Genomic DNA, 21351 nt, shown 5'->3' with positions numbered 1-21351 from the left:
AATTTATATCTATTTATAATAATTATAAAAAAGTATTGATTTTCCTTTGAGAAATGTTATCATTATAAATATAAGCAAGTTATTAAAACTTTTATGAGGTGATTATAGAATGACAAAAAAGAATAATCTCACGACAAGCTGGGGAGCCCCAGTTGGCGACAACCAAAATTCAATGACTGCCGGCTCAAGAGGGCCAACATTGATTCAGGATGTACACTTGCTGGAAAAGCTCGCCCATTTTAATAGAGAACGTGTGCCTGAGCGTGTTGTTCATGCAAAAGGTGCCGGTGCACATGGCTATTTTGAAGTTACAAATGACCTCACTAAATATACAAAAGCCGCTTTTCTGTCTGAAGTAGGCAAAAGAACGCCTTTATTCATCCGCTTTTCAACTGTAGCCGGCGAACTTGGTTCTGCCGATACAGTCCGTGACCCGCGCGGCTTTGCTGTTAAGTTCTATACTGAAGAAGGAAATTACGATCTTGTTGGAAACAACACACCTGTATTTTTTATCCGGGATGCCATCAAGTTCCCTGACTTTATTCATACACAGAAGCGTGATCCTAAGACACATCTAAAAAATCCGACAGCCGTCTGGGACTTCTGGTCCTTATCTCCTGAGTCGCTGCACCAGGTAACCATCTTAATGTCTGACCGGGGTATTCCTGCAACATTAAGACATATGCACGGATTTGGAAGTCATACCTTCAAATGGGTTAATGATAAAGGCGAAGGCGTGTGGGTGAAATATCACTTTAAAACAGAGCAAGGCGTTAAAAATCTCAGTGTAGAAGCTGCAGCTAAAATGGCGGGCGAAAATCCGGATTACCATACAGAGGACTTATTCAATGCAATTGAGAATGGAGACTATCCTTCCTGGAAGCTTTGCGTGCAAATCATGCCGCTTGAGGATGCAAATACGTATCGTTTCGACCCATTCGATGTCACAAAGGTGTGGTCGCAAAAAGACTACCCATTAATCGAAGTGGGACGTATGGTTCTCAATAGAAACCCGGAAAACTACTTTGCTGAAGTTGAGCAGGCTACCTTCTCTCCGGGAACCCTAGTACCTGGTATTGATGTATCACCTGATAAAATGCTTCAAGGCCGCCTGTTTGCCTACCATGATGCACACCGTTACCGTGTAGGCGCAAACCATCAGATGCTGCCGATCAACCGCCCTAAAAACGAAGTGCAAAACTATCAGCGTGACGGCCAGATGCGCTTTGACAACAATGGCGGAGGTTCTGTTTACTACGAGCCGAACAGCTTTGGGGGACCAACGGAAGTGCCGGAGCACAAGCAGGCTGCATACCCTGTTTCCGGTTTAGCCGAAAGCGTTGCGTATGATCATAATGACCACTACACACAAGCCGGTGATCTATACCGCTTAATGAGTGAAGAGGAACGCTCCCGTCTTGTGGCAAACATTGTTGCTGCCATGAAGCCTGTAGAAAAAGAAGAAATTAAGCTCCGCCAGATTCAGCATTTCTTTAAAGCGGATCCTGATTATGGTACACGTATTGCTAAAGGCCTTGGCCTGGCAGTTCCCCAGGGAGTTAAGTGAACCAGTAGAAATTGCGAAAGGTGCCAATAACCTAATTGGCACCTTTTTTCCGGGTTAAGTGTTAGTGTGAACCCCTTTTTGCTGATCCCCAACAATACTTCCCGCCTATTTTTCAATGCTATAAAATCAACATCCACCTTTAATAAAGAGCCTTTAATTAAGAATGGGCAGACTTCAATTTATCCCAAAAATCGAATTGCATTTTTCACAGGAAATAACTTTAGATAGAAAAAACAGTCTAAATCTAGTAAGATATCCACATGGAATATTAGAGAAGGGGTAAAAAAATGAGTGTATTAAATGTACAAAATTTAAGTCACGGTTTCGGTGATCGTGCGATTTTCAATGATGTATCTTTTCGACTTTTAAAAGGTGAACACGTTGGACTAGTTGGGGCAAATGGTGAGGGTAAGTCTACTTTCATGAATATTGTTACCGGGAAGCTGCAGCCCGACGAGGGGAAAGTTGAGTGGTCACGAAAAGTTCGTGTTGGTTACTTGGATCAGCATGCTGTACTTAAAAAAGGCACCACGATGCGTGACGCTTTAAGTACTGCTTTTCAATATCTTTTTGATGCTGAATCAGAGATCAATGAACTTTATGCAAAAATGGGTGATGAAGGTGCTGATATAGATGCATTACTTGCAGAAGTTGGAGAGCTGCAAGAAACTTTAGATAGTAATGATTTCTATCAAATTAACTCAAAAGTTGAGGAAGTTGCCCGCGGCCTGGGATTAGACGAAGTTGGACTTGATCGAGATATAGATGATCTTAGCGGGGGTCAGCGTACGAAGGTTTTGCTGGCTAAGCTTTTACTGGAAAAGCCTGAAATCCTATTACTGGACGAGCCTACAAACTATTTGGATGAACAGCATATCGAATGGCTGAAGCGCTATTTACAGGAATATGAGAATGCATTTATCTTGATTTCACATGATATTCCATTCTTGAACAGTGTTGTTAATTTGATCTATCACATGGAAAACCAGGAGTTGAATCGCTATGCTGGTGACTATGACAACTTCTTAAAAGTATATGAAATGAAAAAGCAGCAGCTGGAGGCTGCATACAAGCGTCAGCAACAGGAAATTGCTGATTTAAAGGATTTCGTTGCCCGCAACAAGGCAAGTGTTGCGACTCGTAATATGGCGATGTCCCGTCAAAAGAAGCTCGACAAAATGGAAATTATTGAATTGGGGAGAGAGAAGCCGAAACCAGAGTTTATTTTTAAAGAAGCTCGTGCAGCCAGCCGTTGGATTTTCACTACTGAAGAGCTTGTTATTGGTTACAATGAACCACTTTCCCGCCCTCTGAATTTGAAAATGGAACGCGGACAAAAAATTGCATTCGTAGGTGCTAACGGCATTGGTAAGTCTACTCTTTTAAAAAGTATTCTTGGATTGATTAGTCCCATTTCGGGTAAAGTGGAACGCGGTGAGTATCAACACATCGGTTACTTCGAGCAGGAAGTTAAACAGTCCAACTATAACACTTGTATAGAAGAGATTTGGAGCGAGTTCCCAAGTATGAATCAGGCTGAAGTTCGTGCTGCGCTTGCAAAATGCGGATTAACGACGAAACATATTGAAAGTAAGATCGAAGTCCTTTCAGGTGGTGAAAAAGCCAAAGTTCGATTGTGTAAAATTTTAAACACAGAAACGAATTTATTAATTCTGGACGAACCTACCAATCACTTGGATGTGGATGCAAAAGAAGAATTAAAGCGTGCTTTAAAGGCATATCGCGGAAGTATCCTGATGGTATCCCACGAACCTGATTTCTATCGTGAAATTGCGACCGATATTTGGAATTGTGAAGATTGGACTACGAAAGTTTTTTAATATTAAATGGTATTAGGTTAATAAAGCAGACATACTCACACTCCCCTGCCAAGCAGGGGATTTTTCATTTCAGGCACCCTTTTTATCAGGTTCAAACATTGTTCACAAAAGATTCTTATTTACCTTCAAGTGCTCCATATAAACATTCTAACTGACATACTCAGGATTTTTCCTATAAATGGATTATAAAAAATCAATACAGGTACTGGTCTATTCGTGTATAATGAGGGGAGTTTTCAATAATGGAAGCGGTTCAATTTATTCCAAAATAATTGACAAAGGACTTAAAACATTCATGACAAAAAAGAAAATTGCCTGGATTACAGACAGCACAGCCTATGTTACGAAGGAGCTGCTGGAACATCCTGACGTTTACGTGGTGCCCCTATCCATTACATTCGGTGAGGAGTCCTATGAAGATGGTATTGATTTAAATACAGATCAGCTATATAGCCGGATTCGCAATGAAAAAGAAGTTCCTAAAACTTCACAGCCGTCTGCCGGAAAATTTGCCGAACTATTTGAATCATTGAAGCCGGGGTATGATGCTGCAGTTGCTGTTCATGTATCCAGCAAGCTAAGCGGCACGTTAAATAGTTGTAAAGCCGGAGCAGATCTGGCAGAGTTCCCTATTTTCACAGTCGATTCTAAATGTATGTCTTTTGCCATTACTTCATTGATCAATAAAGGTTTAAAGCTTGCTGAAAATGATATGCCGGCGCATAAAATTGCTGATATCCTGCAAAATGAGACGGATAAATCCGAGAATTATATATTGCTAGGAAGCCTTGAGCAATTCTATAAAGGCGGCAGAATGTCAGGCACACAATACCTGCTGGGAAGCATATTAAAAATAAAGCCAATTATCCGTATTAACCGGGACGGGGAGTTTGAACTGTTTGATAAAGTCCGTTCAGAAAAAAAAGCAATTAAAAGAATGATAGACTTGCTTGGGAATTCATATGAAAACCACACAATCCCCCAGGTTCAAATCATGCATGGGAATGTACCTGACAAAGCGGAGGAACTGGCAGAAGAAATACAATCTCATTTTCCGCGCCTCGATATTTTCATTGGTGATATTAGTTCAACGATCGCTTCCCATGCCGGTGAGGGTACACTGGCCATTATTTGGCAGAACGAAAGTTAAAAAAGCACTCTCCAAAAGGAAAGTGCTTTTTTCTATTCCACCCAAGTAAACATGTACTTCTCATCTTCTATTAGCTTAGCGTTTTTCACCAGCTTTAACGGCTTGAATGTATCAATCATAACTGCAAGCTCAAGTGTTTCTTTTTTCCCTATGCTGGCTTCAGTTTTTCCAGGGTGAGGGCCATGTGGAATACCGCTTGGATGAAGGGTGATGGAGCCTTCTCTAATCCCCTTCCTGCTCATGAAATTGCCTTCCACATAATACAGAAGTTCATCGCTGTTGACATTGCTGTGATAGTAAGGGGCAGGGATGGCCTCTGGATGATAGTCATATAATCTGGGAACAAAGGAACACACAACAAAGTTATGTCCTTCAAAAGTCTGATGGACCGGCGGAGGCTGATGCACCCTTCCGGTAATCGGTTCAAAATCTTCTATATTAAAAACCCACGGATAAAGATAGCCATCCCAGCCCACCACATCAAGCGGGTGATGGTTCAGAATATGAGAATGTAAATATCCCCTGGTTTTGGTGATAACTTCATATTCTCCTTTTTGATCATATGTTTCCAGTGTTTCCGGTCCCCTGATATCCCGTTCACAAATTGGACTATGTTCAAGCAGCTGCCCATACTCATTCCGGTATCTTCTTGGTGTTGTAATCTGGCTGAAAGACTCAACAAGGAGCACTTTAGTCATCTGCTCTTTATCCGGAATTACGCGGTAAATGGTGCCAATCGGAATAATGACATAGTCTCCCTGGCGATAGGATAAAGTTCCGAACATGGTCTCAACTTTTCCGGTTCCGTAGTGAATGTAGAGCATCTCATCAGCTTCGCCATTCCGGTAAAAGCTTTTCATTGGCTCAGTAATATTTATGGTGCCTATTAAAAGGTCATCATTCCCGAGCAGATATTCCCTTGCTGAAAGTGCATCCCCTTTCTTTTCAATTTGATCTGTAAACAAATGCCGATGCTTTAAGCTCTCCTGTTCTTCATACTCTGGAACATATTTTCCGATCAGTTCAGTTCGTGCTACTTCTGTCGGCATATAGTGATGATAAAGAATGGATTGGGTGCCGGAAAAACCTTTTGTCCCCATTACCTGTTCCCTGAAAAGAGTTCCATCCGATTTTTTGAAGGTTGTATGGCGTTTGTGCGGGATTTTACCCATTTGGCGATAAAACATATTTCCACCTCACTCATTTGCGATCCGATTTTTTAATATTCCGAGATTGCCAATCTCCAGCTCAACTTCATCTCCAGGCTTCAGCCAGCGGTGCACATCAGTGCCCAGCTCAAGAATGCAGCCGCTGCCAACAGTCCCGGAGCCTATCATTTCACCTGGGCAGAGGGTTACACCATCTGAAGCCCGCTCAAGCATTTCGTAAAAGGAATAGTAGATATCCTGCATATTTCCTTCTGAAAGAAGAGTTCCGTTGACTTTTGCTGTCATCAGCAAATCATAGCCATTTTCAACACGGAAATTCTCAAGCTCATCCTTTGTAACGATATATGGCCCGACAGAAGTGGCAAAATCCTTCCCTTTGGCAGGGCCAAGCCCTATCTTCATTTCTTTTCGCTGAATATCTCTTGCACTCCAGTCATTCAGGATGCAATACCCAAATATATAATCATCCGCTTCGGCAGCTTTAATATCCTTGCCTTCTTTGCCGATGATACAGGCAATTTCGAGCTCGTAATCAAGCCATTCACAATGCTTTGGACGCGAAATTTCTTCATTTGGACCCTTAATGCTCAAATGATTTGAAAAATAAAAGACGGGTATTTCATACCATTCGGGTATCATGTCAAGTCCGCGGTTATCTCTTGCCGTTTTCACGTGTTCTTCAAAAGCATAGAAATCCCGAAAGCTTTTTGGATTTGGCAGTGGAGCCATTAAGTTCACCTCGGATAAAGGATATACCCCTTTATCCGTGTTCTTCAGTTTTTTGCTGGAAGATAGGTATTCCATAAAAAACTCATGATTCTCAAGGAATGCCAGCATTGTTTTGGGCAGAACACCATTGGTCGCTTCATGCATATCAACAGCATACTCCTCATTCTTCAGCCAGCCCGCTCTTATAGATCCATCCGGTTTTTGAAAGGTTATGAATTTCATAGCATCACCTTGGGTCCGTTTTTCGGATCAATTCAAATACATCAGTCATTGGCCTCGTATAGATATGTCCTGCCATCCGGCCAACAGGCTTCAGCTTTTCTGAATTAATCCTTCCATTTTCGTAAAGCTCTTCAGCAACATGCACATGCTCCACTTTTCCAATCACCAGGCTTCCTGAACCGGGTTGTTCTCCAAAGTGAAGCACCTGATAGAGACTGCATTCTAAGTGGACTTTTGATTCTTTAACCCGAGGTGGCTTCACAGCAGCACTTTTTTCTTTTTCGAGACCCGCTGCGTCCAGTTCGTCTGTACCAGCCGGATAATCCGCTGCACAAATATTCATCTTTTCAGTAAAGTCTTCACTGACGATGTTAATAACGAATTCCTTAGTGGCTTCAATATTAGCAAGCGTATCTTTCTTAGAGCCATCTGTCCCTTTTCGCATAGGTGAAAAGCAAATCAGCATCGGATCTGCACATATGGCTGTAAAAAAGCTGAATGGAGCTGCATTAACATTTCCTTCTGTGTCCATAGTGGTAACAAACGCAATGGGACGCGGCAGAATTGAGCCAACCATCAGCTTATATGCGTCTTTCCACTCGAGACTCTGTGGATTTAATTCCATATGCCCTACACCGCCTTTTCATTCAGAAGTTTGTTTATCACAGCCAATGCTGCTTCATTATCTTCCCTTGTTCCTAACGTCATCCGAAAAGCATCAAGATAGCCGTCAAGCTTCATTTTCCGGACAACCAAGCCATTTGCAATCAAGTTGTCAGCAATAGGAAGCTGGCTGAAAATATATATAAAATTAGTTTGGGAAGGAAAATAGCCGACATGTAATTCAGTTAGCTTTTGGCGCACAAATTTCATCTCTTCGGCATTTTTTTGTGCACAATCCTTTATAAAGTCCTGATCATTTAGTGCTGCAGAAGCTGCTGCCTGTGCCAGGTGGTTGACATTAAAAACATCTTTTACCTTATGAAGGTCATTCACGATCTCCGGATGCATGATTCCGTAGCCGACACGGAGTCCTGTAAGACCATAGATTTTAGAGAAAGTCCTTAGGATGATTAAGTTAGGCCTCTGTGCAAGAAGCGGAATAGAGTCAGGATAATCCTCGGAATTCACATATTCATAGTATGCTTCATCAAGAATAATCAGGATGTTTGAAGGAACTTTATCAATGAATTGCAGCAGTTCTGTTTTTCCGACTATGGTTCCTGTGGGATTGTTGGGATTGCAGATAAACACCATTTTTGTTTTTTCATTCATCTTTTCATACATAGCTCTTAAGTTATGTGTTCCATTTTCCAGCGATACTGTTATCGCACTGCCTCCTTCAATAAGGACGTTTGTTTCATATCGTGGAAATGTATTCTGAGCCATGACAGCTTCATCTCCAGCACTTATGTATGCTCTAGTCAATAATCGGATGATCTCTTCTGAACCATTGCTGACCAAAAAGTTATCTTCACTTATATTATAGAATCCGGCCAGCTTGCGTTTGAGCAGGGAAACAGTGCCATCCGGATAAAAGTAAAGACTGTTCATCGCTTTGCTGATGCTGTTCCTGACTTCGGATGAGCAGCCATACACATTTTCATTATCAGACATTTTCCGGACAGCCATTAAATTGTACTTTTCTTTAATCTCTTCCGGCGAGCTGCCAAGCGGATAAGAAACAATCTTCTCCACAGCGCTTTTTGTCTGGATTCTGGCCATCTGGTCTGCCTCCTTCTCAATTTATTAAAAAAGGGAGAAATGCTTTCTCCCTTTTAAGCTTAAAAGTTATAAATTCCCCCGTCTTTCCTGCTCACGTTCTATAGATTCAAAGAGTGCTTTAAAGTTGCCTTCACCAAACCCTCTGGCACCTTTACGCTGAATGATTTCAATGAATAAGGTCGGACGGTCTACGATTGGTTTCGTGAAAATTTGAAGCAAATAGCCTTCGTCATCGCGGTCAACGAGAATATTTAATTCCTTCAATTTGTCTATCTCTTCATCAATTTTCCCTACGCGCTCAGAAAGCATTTCATAATAAGAATCTGGAGTACTTAAGAACTCTACCCCATTTTTGCGGAGGATGCTGACAGTGCTGACAATATCTTCTGTCAGAATGGCCAGATGCTGTACACCAGCCCCGTTGAAGTATTCAAGGTATTCTTCAATCTGGGATTTGCGCTTCCCTTCTGCAGGCTCGTTAATTGGGAACTTAATTCTGCCTCCATTATGCATAACCTTGGACATGAGTGCGGAATATTCTGTTGTAATGTCTTTATCTGTAAAGTGCTTCATTTCCTTGAAGCCCATTACATTTGCATAATAATTCACCCATTCTTCCATTCTCTCTACGTTTCCAACAACATGGTCGACGCCGATAAAACCTGCATCCTCAAATGGTACTTCAGTTTGATATGGCTCAAAGCCAGGCATGAATACTCCTGTATAGTTATTCCGTTCAACAAGTGTATGAATGGTATCTCCATATGTACCAATTACTGCCTTTTTGACTGTGCCGTGTTCATCCTTTATCTCAGCTGGAGGCTGTATTTCGATTGCACCTCTATCAACTGCCGCTTTGTATGCCTTTTCAACATCGTCAACAGCTAAAGCTATATCTTTTACACCGTCTCCATGCTTTTTAATGAAATTTGATACTCTGGAGCTGTCTTTTAACGTTCCTGTGATCACAAGGCGAATCTTTCTCTGCTGAAGAACATAAGACACTGTTTCTCTATTGCCGGTTTCCAGCCCGGAATAAGCAACTGGCTTAAAGCCGAAAGCCGTGCAGAAATAATGGCAGGACTGTTTTGCATTTCCAGAGTAGATTTCTAAATAATCTACCTCCTTCACAGGAAAGAAATCGGCAATCTTTTGTGCCTTTAACAATTTTTCATCTTGCATGCTAACCCCTCCGTTTTAATATTAATAATATTTTGAATTTATCATATAGGAAACGTGTAAAGGTTCTCAAGAGTTCAAGTTAAAGCTATAATGCACTTCTGCATTAAAGGAATTTACACTCTTACTTTTTGCGTTTTTTTGGTTTGGGGCGGACTGTGAATAGCTAAATTCTTTAAAGCTTCTACAGCTTCAAGCAAGCCTTCATTTACACTGGGATGCGGGTAGTTAGGGAAAATTAAATCCTCTTCCCTTGCTCCCATTTCCAATGCAGTAATTCCGGCTGAAATTAGTTCTATTGCTCCGGAGCCTACCATGTGGATCCCCAGAAGAACTTGTTTTTCCCTGCAGCTGATCACCTTTACAAATCCGCCTTTTTTCCCGCTCAATACGCTGAATCCGTTGGCAGATAATGACGATACACCAATTTCAATGTCATAGCCCATGTTAATGGCTTCCTGTTCGGTTAACCCGGCACTCGCAATAGGGGGCTGTGTATGTGCAGCAATCGGAATGAAATGGAAATCCGATTCGGATTTAATTCCCGCAATTGCTTCTGCGGCTGTTTTTCCTTGTTTAATAGCTTTTACAGCAAGTGCAGGACCTTCTGTTACATCACCGACTGCGAAAATATGTTTCTGTGTTGTACGGCTTTGGCAGTCAACCCTTATAAACCCTGCTTCAGATTGTTCCACCCCTATACGGGAAAGCCCCAACTGGTCAGTGTTTGGTCTAATGGAAGATGAAACAAATAAATGTGTGCCTGAAATGGTTTCTCTTTTTCCTTTACACTCAAAAGTGACTGTTACCATTCCTTCATTATGCTGCAGTTCCAATACAACCGAATTTCTTACAATATCTATTTTCTTCTTTTTTAATATCCTCTTCAGTTCCCGGCAAATGGATTGATCAAAATCAAAATCCTCTTTCCCATCTTCGAGGATCAGAGTAACGTAAGATCCCAGAGCCTGATAAGCCATACCTATTTCGAGAGCAATGTAATCACTGCCATAGATTAATAGTTTATCGGGTATTTCACTCAAATCGGAAATAGAATGCTGATCGAATACTAATTCACTTATTTCTCTGGACCAAAGAGGTTTTTCCGGTCTCCCGCCGGTCGCAATTATGGCATTCTGAAATCGAAAAACATCAAATTGGTCTCCTTTTTCGATGCCAATCTTATCCTCTGACAGAAAAAAGGCCGAACCATTAAGAACTTCTATTTTATTAGCTTGACAGAGGGCTTCAATTCCTGCCCGGAGCTGCTCAATTTTCTTTTGCTTGTATTCCTTAAGCTTGTTTAAGTTTAAGGATATATTTCCTCCTTCAAGCCCCCAGTTTTCACCTTCCTGGAATGAAGTGAATTTTTCAGCAGACTGTGTGAGGATCTTGGAAGGTATGCAGCCTTTATTTAAACAGATTCCGCCAAGCTGATCCTGCTCTACTAATGTAACATTGCGTCCAAGCTGTGCAGCACGGATTGCGGCATGATAGCCCCCAGGGCCGCCGCCGATTACGATGATATCCCGCTCATGTGCCAGTTCTCCAACTACCATTTATACCATCTCCAGAACAAGCATTTTCGGATTTTTAATCAATTCAGCAAATCGGTTTGTAAAGCGTACTGCTGTCGCCCCGTCTGCAACTCTATGATCAAAAGACATTGATATATTCATCATTGACCGAATGACAATCTGGTCATCATCGGTCACAATAGGCATCTTTTTTGTTTTATGGAAAGATACCAACGCGGTTTGCGGATGCTGGATAATCGGAGTCGCTCCAAAGCTGCCGCCAAGAGGCCCCACATTGCTGATTGTGAATGTCCCGCCAGATATTTCTTTAACAGAAAGCTTATTTTCCAATGCTTTTTCCGTAAGCTTTTTCATTTCTGCATGAATTTCTCTGATTGTTTTATTCTCAACATGCTTTATGACCGGAACGATTAGGCCTTCGTCGGTATCAACTGCAATACCGATATGATGTTCACCTGCCAAATGTATTTCTTCCTTTTCTTCATGCAGTACAGCGTTGAACACAGGAAATTCTTTCAGACAAATTGACAAAGCCTTCAGGAAAAAGGCTGTAGCAGACAAGTTTTGGTTTAGAAGCTTAAGTTCTTTTCTGAAAGTAATCAGCTCGGTTACATCAATCTCTTCAAAATGGGTACAATGGGGAATGGTAAAAAGTGATTGTGCCATTTTCCTGGCAATCTGCTTCCGTCTGCCCCTAAACGGAATGATATCTTTCTCACCAGGGAGGCTTTTTATATTTTCATTCAAAACTGCTTGTTCCTGTTCATCATGGGCCGGCTTTGTCTGAAGGGAAGCTATGTATTGATAGATATCTTCATCTAAAATACGGCCAGCAGGACCTGTTCCCGTGATTTTCTCAATATCAATATCATTATCGCGCGCTATTTTTCTTGTGAAAGGAGAAGCAAGAACCCGTTTTCCTTTGAATGCCACAAAAGATTGCTTTTGCTTCTGCGGCGGCTGTGAGTAATCAGGAATTGAAACGGCATTCTCTTTTTCAGCGCCTTCCTCACCAGCCGTCTCTAAAATTAAAATGGTCGAACCCACTTTAACCGTATCGCCAGGCTGCACTGTAAATTCCTTAATAATGCCTGCTTTCGGGGCAGGTATTTCAGCGGTCATTTTATCAGTCTGTACTTCAACAAGCGGATCGTCTGCTTTCACTGCATCCCCCGGCTTGACTAAAAAGCAATTAATATCAGCTTCGGTCATTCCCTCTCCAATATCGTGCAGTTTCACCTCCACGGCTTCCCCTCCTAAAACTTCATAACTTTTTCTATTGCCTGCTTAATCCTTGCAGGAGTTGGCAGGTAATGATCCTCAAAACCGAAATATGGAACTGGTGCATCAAATCCGGTAACCCGTTCTACTGGTGCCTTCTGATATAAAAAGGATGTATCATTAATGATGGCAAGCACATCATTTCCGACTCCGCCGGTGGCATGAGCTTCATGGACAATAACCGTTCTCCCTGTCTTTTGGACAGATTCTGCAATCATGTCTTTATCCAGCGGAAATAGGGTTCTTAAATCAATTACATCACAATGTACGTTATTTTCTTTCATCTGCTTTGCCGCTTTCATAGCCTCTGGCACCATTGCTCCCCACGTGATGACCGTTACATCGTCCCCATCCATGAGTTTTTTGCCTTTTCCTATTTCAACCGTATACTTCCCTTCAGGCACTTCCTCTCTGGCAGACCGATAGCAGCGCATCGGCTCAAGAAATAGAACCGGATCCGGGTCTTCAATCGAAGCAATCAGCAGTCCTTTGGCGTCATAAGGAGTGGATGGGCAGACGACCTTGATGCCGGGCATATGAGTGAAAATAGCTTCTGTTGAATCACAATGAATTTCCGGAGCCCTAACCCCCGCACCATATGGAGCCCTTATAACCATCGGAACAGTAAAATGTCCCATTGTCCGCATCCGGAGCCTTGAAGCATGGGTCATGATTTGTTCATATGCGGGATAGATAAAGCCGAGAAACTGAATTTCGATCACCGGCAAAAATCCATTAACAGCCATTCCTATTCCCGCTCCGACAAAACCGGCTTCACTTAAAGGCGTATCGATAACACGCCCATCGCCATACTTAGCCTGGAGCCCATCGGTTGCACGGAAAACTCCGCCGTTCCTGCCGATATCCTCGCCAAGCAGCAAAACCTCTTCTTTTTCATTCAGCATGGTATCTAAAGCATCCGTAATGGCTTGAACTAATGTCATGGTTTTTGCTCCAACTGCTGTTTTCATTATCGGCCGCCTCCAATCAGCTTCAGATATTCTTCTTTTTGCTGCTTGATTTGCCATGTAGGCTCAGCAAAGACATGGTCAAAAATAACCGCAGGATCTGCAGGAGGAAAATCTTCCATTTCAGCTACAGCTTTATCTATTTCAGCCGCTGCTTCCTCTTCTGCTGCCTGCTGCCATTTTTCATCAAATATCCCTTCATTTTTCATCCAGCGCTCCAGCCTTAAAACAGGGTCAGTCTCCTGTCTTCTGCTATTGCTTTCAGATTGATCGCGGTATTTGGATGGATCATCTGCTGTAGTATGTGCACCATACCTCCATGTCACGGCTTCAATTAGTGTCGGCCCTTCACCTTTACGGGCCCTCTCCAAGGCTTTTAATGTTTCAAAATAAACCATGAAAATATCATTCCCATCGATCCTGACTCCAGGAATATCATATGCCAGGGCTTTCTGGGCAATCGTTTTTGTATTCATCTGCTTCTCAATAGGAACAGAAATGGCGTATTGATTGTTCTGATTGAAAAAGACAACCGGGGCTTTAAAAACGCTGGCAAAATTCAAGCCTTCATGGAAATCTCCCTCTGAGGTGGCACCATCACCAAAATATGCAATAGCAGCATTGGCAGTGCCTTTTTTCCTTTCTGCGAATGCTGCTCCTGCTGCATGAGGGATTTGTGTCGCAATCGGGATGCCTGGAGGGAAAATCTTCTTCCCGTCAGGCGGCACACACCCTTCATTTCTTCCGTTCCAAAACAACAGGATGTTTCGCAGTGAGTGGCCAAAGGTCATAGCTGCTCCGTGGTCGCGATAGGTAGGAAACATCCAATCATTCTCCCCGAGTGCAGCAGCAGTTCCGACCTGGGAAGCCTCCTGTCCTTCATAAGGAGCATATGTGCCTATCCTGCCCTGCCGCTGAAGTGAAATAGCTTTGCGGTCAAAGGTACGGATTCTAACCATATGTCTATAAAGCTCTTTTACAAGCTTTTCAGTTACTTTTTCTTTATATTCTGAATTGATGATCGTTCCATTTTCGTCCATTATGCGCCTGATCGGAAAGTGATTTTCCATCTTCTCACCCTTTGGCTGGTAAATTATTTTTAAAACTTTTATACGGTACAAATATTGTTATCCATGCAAAAAAATTAGGTTCTTACTGCCCACTTCGGGCGTTTCATATGGGAGAAAAAGCTGTTTCTGCGTGTACGTGCTTCAATACGGCTCTCGCAGAATTGGTTGGATGCTTCAACTGTTGTAATTCCATTTGCTTCAGCATGTTCGTAGATGTTCAGAAGAGAGTTATAAATTGCTTTCGTTTTGCGGAGTACCCTTTCTTTATTAGGTGTATATAATTCATCTGCAACCTGTATTAATCCCCCTGCATTTACAATATAATCAGGAGCGTATAAAATACCTTTATCTTTAAGAATTTGGCCATGGCGCATATCCATTAGCTGGTTATTGGCAGAGCCCACGATTGCTTTTACTTTAAGCAGGTCGATTGTGTCATCATTAATGATGCCGCCCATTGCACAAGGAACGAAAAAGTCGGCCTCGGCCTCATATATCTCATTGCTGGATAAAACCTTCACACCGGCCCCAATTTCTTTCGCCTTGCTGAGAAGCTGGTCTATTGCCTGCTGGCTGATATCTGTCACAAATAAATCTGCCCCTTCCTCCAGCAGCCTTTCTGCCACTTTATATCCAACCTTGCCAAGTCCCTGAATAGCATAACTTTTGCCTGAAAGGTCATCTGTTCCGCTCAGTGCTTTATTTGTTGCCTGGAGGCCGTAAATAACACCATGAGCCGTTGGTACGGAAGAATCTCCGCTTCCGCCGTATACCTCATCGACCCCCACAATGCAATTCGTTTCCTTTAGGGCATGAACAAAATCCTCTGTTGATGTACCCATGTCTGTTCCTGTATAGAAGCGTCCGTTCAATGATTCAACAAATTGGCCAAAAGCACGGAACAGCTCAGGGGTTTTATCTTTTAATGGATCCCCGATGATTACGGCTTTCCCGCCTCCGAAGTCACAATCAGAAGCCGCACATTTATAGGTCATGCCTTTTGATAATCGGAGGACATCCTCAAGGGCATCATCGACGCTTTTATACGGAAACATGCGACAGCCTCCCAATGCCGGACCAAGCCTGGTGCTGTGGATTGCAATGATTGCCTTTAGTCCGGTAGATTCATCATTGCAGAAAACGACTTGTTCATGATCTTTAATTTTTTGAAACATATCTGTCATTTCATTCTCCCCTTTATATATGATAGCGCTTACAATAAAATTAAATTAAAATGCATTTTTTTATTAAAGCTAAGATACTTCTGTTCTCTTAGTCTATCTTTAACAATTTTGCAATCCTGCTTTTCTTCAGAATCACCTGTTTGACTTCACCTTCACCAACAAGCATTTCTCCATTATGGACGGTTACAGTTGAGTAAACTGAATTTCCATCCAGCTTGGATACGGTAGCTGTTATGAGGATCGAGGATCCTTCAGGTGATGGTGATAAATGCCTGGCAGAAACAGCTCCCCCCATCCCTTCTTCGTCCTTATCCAAATACGGGGTGATCAGGAGGCGGGAGGCCCACTCCATGTGATAGATCATGGTTACAGTTGAATAGACAGGATGAATGATCTCTCCTTCAAATTGTGCGAACATCTCAGGGGAAACCACTGCACGGATAACTGCCCGGTTCCCAATCTGAAGCCCAGGTTTCATAACACCCCTCCCTTTTTGATCATAAAAATATGTATGACGTTTATTTAACGATATGATACCATTACGTTAAATAAATAGTCAATAAATTGTAAAAACTTTAAAAATTCTTTTTATTCGAGCCCATGTAAAAAGGATTAACCGGCAAATTGGCTAATCCTTTTTATTATTCTAAGAAAGCAGTGCGCGATCACTTGCCATTTTTGTTCCGCGGATTCGCTGAAACTCATTCAATAGCTGTTCAATTGTCAGATGCTGTTTCTGTCCATCATCTACTTCAAGTATAATCTGGCCTTTATCCATCATAATCAGCCTGTTTCCTAAATCCAGCGCCTGCTGCATATTATGAGTGACCATGAGAGTTGTTAAATTGTATTTTTGAACAATTTCTTTTGTGAGATTCGTAATAAGCTCTGCACGTGCCGGATCGAGAGCAGCTGTATGCTCATCCAGCAAAAGAATGGAAGGCTCTGTGAAGGTTGCCATTAATAATGAAAGTGCCTGCCGTTCTCCTCCCGATAATAAACCGACCTTTGCATTTAAACGGTTTTCAAGGCCAAGGTGAAGGGTCTCAAGAACTTCACGGAAATAGTCTCTGCGCTTTTTTGTCACTCCTTTTCGTAATGTTCTTGTTTTATTCCTTGAATATGCCATGGCCAGATTTTCTTCAATTGTCATGGACGGGGCAGTGCCAGCCATCGGATCCTGAAAAACCCTGCCTATCAGCTTTGCCCGATTATATTCCGACATGCCTGTGACATTTTGGCTGTCTATAAAAACAGACCCAACATCAGGAATCATGACGCCCGAGATAATATTCATTAAAGTGGATTTCCCTGCCCCATTACTTCCGATGACAGTGACAAAGTCTCCCTCATTCAATGTAAGATTGATCGTATCAAGTGCGATTTTTTCGTCTGGTGTTCCTTCATTGAAGACTTTATGAATCTGATTTAATTGCAGCACCAGCCTCACCCTTTCTGCCTGATGGCAATTCACTAATGTTCATGCTTCCTGCCAGCCGCTTAGCTTTCCGTTTCTTTTCTTTAGTGCGGTCTATTATCTTCGGCATAATTAATGCGAGAATGACGATTGTTGCTGTAATCAGCTTCATATCACCCGGCTCAAGGAACTCTACCCTAAGCGCCATGGTAACCACGATACGATAGATAATTGCTCCGCCAATAACCGCTAAAGTCGTTCTGGCAATTGTTTTTGTTCCGAACAGGGCTTCACCGATGATAACTGAAGCCAGTCCGATAATAATCATTCCGATACCCATACCAACATCGGCGAATCCGCCCTGCTGGGCAATCAGTGCCCCTGAGAAAGCGACCATCGCATTGGAAAGGCCCAGCCCTAAAATCACCATCATATTGGTATTGGCAGAAAGACTGCGGATCATCCTCTTGTTGTCACCTGTTGCCCTTAAAGCTAAACCAATTTCAGTCTGAAGAAAGCGATCTGTCAAAAATTTTATAGCCAATGTGACAACTAACATAAAGAGAATGATGCCCCATGTTCTCGGGAGGCTGTCACCCAGTCCAATCATGGACAAGATAGCATTGAAAAAAGAATCGATTCCTGTTTTATCCCAAAAATCCCTTACATGTGTAATGGCTGTTTCTGTGTTCAGGAGGGGAACATTTGATTTACCCATGATACGAAGGTTTATCGAATACAGAGCAATCATCATCAGGATTCCTGATAAGAGAGCATTAATTTTTCCGAAAGTATGAATAATACCCGTAAGGCATCCGGCAATAAAACCGGCAAATAATGCAGTGACTGTAGCAAGAAAAGGATTAGCCCCGCTGACAATCATGGTTGCAGCTACAGCCGCTCCAGTCACAAAACTTCCATCCACCGTTAAATCCGGAAAGTCCAGGACCCTGAACGAAAGATATACTCCAAGTGCCATAATCGCGTATATAATTCCTGACTCGAATGCACCGAATATCGCTGTAAACACTAAGAATCACGCCCTTTAATTAATTCTTTTTAGTTTTAGCTTAAAAAGCAGCCGGCCGGATATTTGCGTTCCAGCCGGCGGATTTTTTACTCTTCATGGAACTCTGCGAAATCAGCCCATTCTTCTTTTACTTCAAGTCCCTGTGCTTCAGCTGCTTTTTTATTAATGACCAGTTTCAGGCTTCCAGGAAGCTCAACCGGGATTTCAGAAGGCTTTTTGTTCCCATTTAAAATCTCCGCGGCCATCTTGCCCGTCTGGTAACCCAGATCAAAGTAGTTGAATCCGCTTGCTGCTATAGCTCCGCGTTTCATCGAATCAAGCTCACCTACGAATAAAGGAATCTTTTTGCTGTCAGCTACAGAGATAACGGATTCCAAAGCCGACACAACTGTATTATCCGTAGGAATATAGATGGCATCCACTCTTCCAACAAGGGAGTCGGCAGCCTGTTTTACTTCAGCAGAGGTCGAAACAGAGGCTTCAACTATCTTGGCTCCTTTTGGTTCTGCAAGATCCTTTACTTGTTTAACCTGAACCTCGGAATTTTGCTCTCCGGAATTGTAGATGATGCCAATATTTTTAACACCCGCTTCATCAATCATAAAATCAATGGTCTTAGAAGTTCCTTCCGGGTGGTTATCAGTTGTGCCTGTAATATTATCTCCAGGCTGATCAAATGATTCAACAAGACCGGCTCCAACAGGGTCTGTAACAGATGTAAAGAGAATTGGAATATCTTTAGTCGCATTAAGAGCACTTACGGCACTGGGAGTAGCATTTGCAAAAATCATATCCACTTTATCGCCGACAAAATTATTAGCAATCGTTTGTGTGTTGTTCATATCAGCCTGAGCATTTTGGAAATCAAATTTCACGTTTTCGCCTTCTTTAAAACCTTCATCTTCCAAAGCTTTTTTAAATCCTTCTGTTGCTGCATCCAAGGAAGGGTGTTCGACAAATTGTGTGATGCCAATTGTGTACTGCTTCTTTTCATTACCTTCTGAAGAAGAACCACTGGATTTCTCCTGGCCGCAGCCGCTCAAAACAAGCATGCCAGCAGCCATTAGAAAAGAAAAAGCTTTCAACGATTTTTTCATTATATGACCCCCTATACAACTTTATTAACTATCAGTTTGCTGATAGCTTACATCTTATGTATGCGCTTACATAATGAAGTGAATAAATGGTTATTACCATTTATATGATATTTACTTTAGATATCGTAAATACAACGTTATATTATCACCCTGAACCCAAGAGTGTCAATAATATTCTAAAAATTTGATATATTTTAATAAATTCTCTTTGCAAAAAAGCAAGCAGGTGCATCTAACCCTGCTTGCTAATTTAATAGCTGCTTAGCCTTTTGAAGCTGGAGCTCAGCATCCTCTATCATTTTATCCAAAAGTTCCTTTACGCTCGGGAGATCCGCAATCAGGCCAGCTATCTGGCCGCTGTTCATAAAACCTTCGTCACCGTTTCCATTTATCGCTCCAATTTTATGAAAGTCTTCTGAAGTGAGCTTATTAAACTCATCAAGAGAAATCCCTTGTTTTTCGTAATCCAGTAATTTATTGACATATCCGGTGGAAAGCACTCTGCGTATTCTTCCAACTGAACGCCCCACTATAAGGGTTTCATGATCGGATGCTTCAATAATTTTCTTTTTATACTGCGGATGAAATGGCGCTTCTTTGGTTGCAATGAATCTGGTGCCCATTTGTACACCGCTCGCCCCCAGGGCAAGCATGGCAGCAAGCCCTTTTCCATCACCGATTCCTCCTGCAGCCACGACCGGAACTGACACCTTTTCTATTATTTGAGGGATCAATACGAGTGTAGTTGTTTCAAGAGCACTATTGATTCCAGCTGCCTCATACCCTTCAGCAACAATGATATCAGCTCCTGCTGCCTCTGCTTTCATCGCCTGTCTTACGGAAGCAGCCACAGTTATGACCTTCACCCCATTTTCATGAAGCTTTGGAATAAAAGGAGCAGGGTTTCCGGCCGAAAGGGAAACTGCAGGAATCTTATGTTTAATGACAAGAGAAAGGATTTCCTTTACATATGGGGAGACACTTAATGCAACGTTAACAGCAAATGGCTTATCTGTTAAACTCTTAGTTTCCTCAATTATTCTTTCCACTTCTTCAGGAGGCATTGTTCCTGCTCCGATCGTACCAAGCCCGCCGGCTTCCGAGACTGCCGCTGTTAAAATGGCATTGCTGATATTCCCCATGCCGCCTTGAATAATTGGATATTTAATAGTTAAGATGTCCGTTAACCCATTCAATTAAATTCCTCCTTCGTTAAAATAATGTTATGCTGATCTCAATAGTTTGACAATTGGAGAGCCACCACAAAAAGAGCCATCCTGTTTCCTCTTCAGCAGGATGGCTTATTTTCACTCAACCATGTAAGGGTGATTTAATGCGTCATAATCAGCATCTCGGTTTTTAAGTTCATTGCCTTCCTTAAATACACTCTCAAAGAATCTGGATGCGGGTTCTGCGAGTTCTTTATAATATTCACTGAATAAGGCAGCAGCATGACTGCCCAGCCACTTATCAGGAAGAAGCTCTTCAGGGAGTCCAGGATCCACAAACAGGAATTTCCGGTATTCATGCACAAGCTTCGTTCTTTCTACGAAACATTCTGCATCAGTCATATTTCCTTTCAGAATCTTATTTTTATCAATGATATATTTCTGGCTGTATTGGGAAATAAACTCCTGGTATTTTTCGTTGATTTCTGTCAGGTTCCAGCTTTTTTCTACAATTTCGATATTTTTATGCGGACCTGCATAACGGGCAATAAAGAAATCAACATAGTTGGCAATATCATATTTCTCAATCAAATCAAATACTTGTTTCTCAAGATTATTAGCAGAGATCCAGCAGCTGTTGGACATCGATCCAAAACCGCTCCATACAAGCTCCTTGCGCAATTCATCCCTCACACTGCGTATTTCCTCGGGGATTGTATACATCAGGATGCGCCACTCGCCATCCCACTCCTCAGGCTTTAATTTAAAGATACGCTTAGCCGCTTCCTCAATCCTTTTCTGGCCTCTTGGCGTTAAGGAATAATAACTTTTATTGCCGATCTTTTCTGCACTTACCCAGCCCTGCTTATTCATTCTTGATATAGCCGCTCTGACGGACTGGTCATTGTGCCCAAATTCACTTAAAAGCTTTATAAGGCTGCCGATCCAAATTTTGCTTCCATAATGTGAAATATAATCACCATAAAGTGTAAAAATCATTGATCTCGTATTCAAC

At 42.1% G+C, this 21351-nt stretch carries 19 protein-coding genes; 3 read left to right on the top strand and 16 right to left on the bottom strand.

Annotated features, from left to right (window positions below):
- Positions 1–109: 109 nt before the first annotated feature.
- The 3 genes from katA (at position 110) to PBF_RS20945 (ending at position 4558) form a co-directional block, all read left to right on the top strand.
- Positions 110–1567 carry a catalase KatA gene (katA, locus tag PBF_RS20955; RefSeq protein ID WP_035332555.1) on the top strand — a complete coding sequence of 486 codons (1458 nt, stop codon included), beginning with the start codon at positions 110–112 and terminating at the stop codon, positions 1565–1567.
- Positions 1568–1854: 287 nt separating this feature from the next.
- Positions 1855–3408, top strand: a complete 1554-nt coding sequence (locus PBF_RS20950; RefSeq protein ID WP_035332553.1) for an ABC-F family ATP-binding cassette domain-containing protein — start codon at positions 1855–1857, stop codon at positions 3406–3408.
- 295 nt (positions 3409–3703) lie between these two features.
- Entirely contained in the window at positions 3704–4558 is an 855-nt protein-coding gene (locus PBF_RS20945) for a DegV family protein (protein WP_035332573.1), read from the top strand.
- Positions 4559–4590: 32 nt separating this feature from the next.
- Here the strand turns inward: PBF_RS20945 and PBF_RS20940 are convergent, their stop codons facing one another.
- The 16 genes from PBF_RS20940 to paaX all read right to left on the bottom strand — a co-directional run bounded on the left by PBF_RS20940 (position 4591) and on the right by paaX (position 21350).
- Positions 4591–5745: a homogentisate 1,2-dioxygenase gene (locus PBF_RS20940; RefSeq protein WP_035332551.1), complete on the bottom strand. Its 1155-nt coding sequence runs from the start codon at positions 5743–5745 to the stop codon at positions 4591–4593.
- A 9-nt stretch (positions 5746–5754) separates the two neighbouring features.
- On the bottom strand, positions 5755–6678 hold the full coding sequence (locus tag PBF_RS20935; RefSeq protein ID WP_035332549.1) for a fumarylacetoacetate hydrolase family protein: 924 nt from the start codon (positions 6676–6678) through the stop codon (positions 5755–5757).
- 4 nt (positions 6679–6682) lie between these two features.
- Positions 6683–7303 carry a flavin reductase family protein gene (locus tag PBF_RS20930; protein WP_035332547.1) on the bottom strand — a complete coding sequence of 207 codons (621 nt, stop codon included), beginning with the start codon at positions 7301–7303 and terminating at the stop codon, positions 6683–6685.
- A gap of 5 nt (positions 7304–7308) precedes the next feature.
- Positions 7309–8403, bottom strand: coding sequence for a histidinol-phosphate transaminase (gene hisC / locus PBF_RS20925; RefSeq protein WP_051488967.1), 1095 nt, complete (start codon positions 8401–8403; stop codon positions 7309–7311).
- A 66-nt stretch (positions 8404–8469) separates the two neighbouring features.
- A complete protein-coding gene (hppD, locus tag PBF_RS20920) occupies positions 8470–9585 on the bottom strand; it encodes a 4-hydroxyphenylpyruvate dioxygenase (protein ID WP_035332546.1) in 1116 nt (371 codons plus the stop codon).
- A 113-nt stretch (positions 9586–9698) separates the two neighbouring features.
- Positions 9699–11141, bottom strand: coding sequence for a dihydrolipoyl dehydrogenase family protein (locus PBF_RS20915; RefSeq protein WP_035332544.1), 1443 nt, complete (start codon positions 11139–11141; stop codon positions 9699–9701).
- Complete coding sequence (locus tag PBF_RS20910) at positions 11142–12365, bottom strand: dihydrolipoamide acetyltransferase family protein (RefSeq protein ID WP_035332543.1); 1224 nt, start codon at positions 12363–12365, stop codon at positions 11142–11144.
- Between the two features lie 11 nt (positions 12366–12376).
- Positions 12377–13372, bottom strand: coding sequence for an alpha-ketoacid dehydrogenase subunit beta (locus tag PBF_RS20905; protein ID WP_035332541.1), 996 nt, complete (start codon positions 13370–13372; stop codon positions 12377–12379).
- Positions 13372–14439: a pyruvate dehydrogenase (acetyl-transferring) E1 component subunit alpha gene (gene pdhA / locus PBF_RS20900; RefSeq protein ID WP_035332569.1), complete on the bottom strand. Its 1068-nt coding sequence runs from the start codon at positions 14437–14439 to the stop codon at positions 13372–13374. Before pdhA ends, PBF_RS20905 begins: the two co-directional genes overlap by 1 nt.
- 74 nt (positions 14440–14513) lie before the next feature.
- A complete protein-coding gene (locus PBF_RS20895; protein ID WP_035332539.1) occupies positions 14514–15623 on the bottom strand; it encodes a Leu/Phe/Val dehydrogenase in 1110 nt (369 codons plus the stop codon).
- Positions 15624–15711: 88 nt separating this feature from the next.
- A complete protein-coding gene (locus tag PBF_RS20890) occupies positions 15712–16101 on the bottom strand; it encodes a thioesterase family protein (protein WP_035332535.1) in 390 nt (129 codons plus the stop codon).
- A gap of 168 nt (positions 16102–16269) precedes the next feature.
- The gene (locus tag PBF_RS20885) at positions 16270–17064 is read right to left on the bottom strand and encodes an ABC transporter ATP-binding protein (RefSeq protein ID WP_035332534.1); all 795 of its coding nucleotides are present in this window, start codon (positions 17062–17064) and stop codon (positions 16270–16272) included.
- Entirely contained in the window at positions 17039–18070 is a 1032-nt protein-coding gene (locus tag PBF_RS20880) for an ABC transporter permease (RefSeq protein WP_035332532.1), read from the bottom strand. The genes PBF_RS20885 and PBF_RS20880 overlap by 26 nt, the downstream gene beginning before the upstream one ends.
- Positions 18071–18156: 86 nt before the next feature.
- Positions 18157–19167, bottom strand: coding sequence for an ABC transporter substrate-binding protein (locus PBF_RS20875; protein WP_035332530.1), 1011 nt, complete (start codon positions 19165–19167; stop codon positions 18157–18159).
- Between the two features lie 245 nt (positions 19168–19412).
- Positions 19413–20363, bottom strand: a complete 951-nt coding sequence (locus PBF_RS20870) for an NAD(P)H-dependent flavin oxidoreductase (RefSeq protein ID WP_035332528.1) — start codon at positions 20361–20363, stop codon at positions 19413–19415.
- Between the two features lie 111 nt (positions 20364–20474).
- Positions 20475–21350 carry a phenylacetic acid degradation operon negative regulatory protein PaaX gene (paaX, locus tag PBF_RS20865; protein ID WP_035332527.1) on the bottom strand — a complete coding sequence of 292 codons (876 nt, stop codon included), beginning with the start codon at positions 21348–21350 and terminating at the stop codon, positions 20475–20477.
- Position 21351 lies beyond the last annotated feature (1 nt).

The sequence above is a fragment of the Cytobacillus firmus DS1 genome (assembly GCF_000565285.1).
Taxonomy (GTDB): domain Bacteria; phylum Bacillota; class Bacilli; order Bacillales; family Cytobacillaceae; genus Cytobacillus; species Cytobacillus firmus_A.
Note: the sequence above shows the minus strand (reverse complement) of the source record. Positions and strands in the feature narration are given on the sequence as shown.

Bases quoted from the DNA above. Each gene is read 5' to 3' on its own strand.
- PBF_RS20890 (WP_035332535.1), bottom strand. From the start codon at position 16,101: ATGAAACCTGGGCTTCAGATTGGGAACCGGGCAGTTATCCGTGCAGTG.
- PBF_RS20940 (WP_035332551.1), bottom strand. From the start codon at position 5,745: ATGTTTTATCGCCAAATGGGTAAAATCCCGCACAAACGCCATACAACC.
- PBF_RS20930 (WP_035332547.1), bottom strand. From the start codon at position 7,303: ATGGAATTAAATCCACAGAGTCTCGAGTGGAAAGACGCATATAAGCTG.
- hisC (WP_051488967.1), bottom strand. From the start codon at position 8,403: ATGGCCAGAATCCAGACAAAAAGCGCTGTGGAGAAGATTGTTTCTTAT.
- PBF_RS20945 (WP_035332573.1), top strand. From the start codon at position 3,704: ATGACAAAAAAGAAAATTGCCTGGATTACAGACAGCACAGCCTATGTT.
- PBF_RS20950 (WP_035332553.1), top strand. From the start codon at position 1,855: ATGAGTGTATTAAATGTACAAAATTTAAGTCACGGTTTCGGTGATCGT.
- katA (WP_035332555.1), top strand. From the start codon at position 110: ATGACAAAAAAGAATAATCTCACGACAAGCTGGGGAGCCCCAGTTGGC.
- PBF_RS20895 (WP_035332539.1), bottom strand. From the start codon at position 15,623: ATGACAGATATGTTTCAAAAAATTAAAGATCATGAACAAGTCGTTTTC.
- pdhA (WP_035332569.1), bottom strand. From the start codon at position 14,439: ATGGAAAATCACTTTCCGATCAGGCGCATAATGGACGAAAATGGAACG.
- PBF_RS20875 (WP_035332530.1), bottom strand. From the start codon at position 19,167: ATGAAAAAATCGTTGAAAGCTTTTTCTTTTCTAATGGCTGCTGGCATG.
- PBF_RS20915 (WP_035332544.1), bottom strand. From the start codon at position 11,141: ATGGTAGTTGGAGAACTGGCACATGAGCGGGATATCATCGTAATCGGC.
- hppD (WP_035332546.1), bottom strand. From the start codon at position 9,585: ATGCAAGATGAAAAATTGTTAAAGGCACAAAAGATTGCCGATTTCTTT.
- PBF_RS20905 (WP_035332541.1), bottom strand. From the start codon at position 13,372: ATGAAAACAGCAGTTGGAGCAAAAACCATGACATTAGTTCAAGCCATT.
- PBF_RS20935 (WP_035332549.1), bottom strand. From the start codon at position 6,678: ATGAAATTCATAACCTTTCAAAAACCGGATGGATCTATAAGAGCGGGC.